Here is a 297-nt window from a genome sequence, read left to right on the forward strand (position 1 = left end):
CCGGAACTGCGCGGCCAGCAGCTCGGTGAAGTTGCGGCCGGTGAGGTCGGGCGAGCGCGCCGTGTTGTCGCCGTTGATCGTGAATCTACCGCCGCCCAGCGCGGCCACCGCCCCGACGGCATAGGTGCCGACGTCGGCCAGGCTGTCGCCGAAGCTGACCTGGGCGCTGAATCTGGTGGTGAAGTCCTCACTGCCCGGCGCAGGACCGTTGTCGCCACCGCCGCAGGACACGAGGGCGGCCGTCAACAGCACGAGTGCGAATTTTTTCATGTTCATGGCGTCTCCGTCATTGGGTTG

General features: G+C 67.0%; 1 protein-coding gene. It reads right to left on the reverse strand.

All coding sequences use genetic code 11. From position 1 onward, the window contains the following. Positions 1-270: hypothetical protein (locus tag ACNKXS_RS15300; RefSeq protein WP_417921634.1), on the reverse strand; the 270-nt coding region annotated here is incomplete at its 3' end. Positions 271-297: the final 27 nt, after the last annotated feature.

The organism is Christiangramia marina (genome assembly GCF_048285865.1).
Lineage (GTDB): Bacteria > Bacteroidota > Bacteroidia > Flavobacteriales > Flavobacteriaceae > Christiangramia > Christiangramia marina.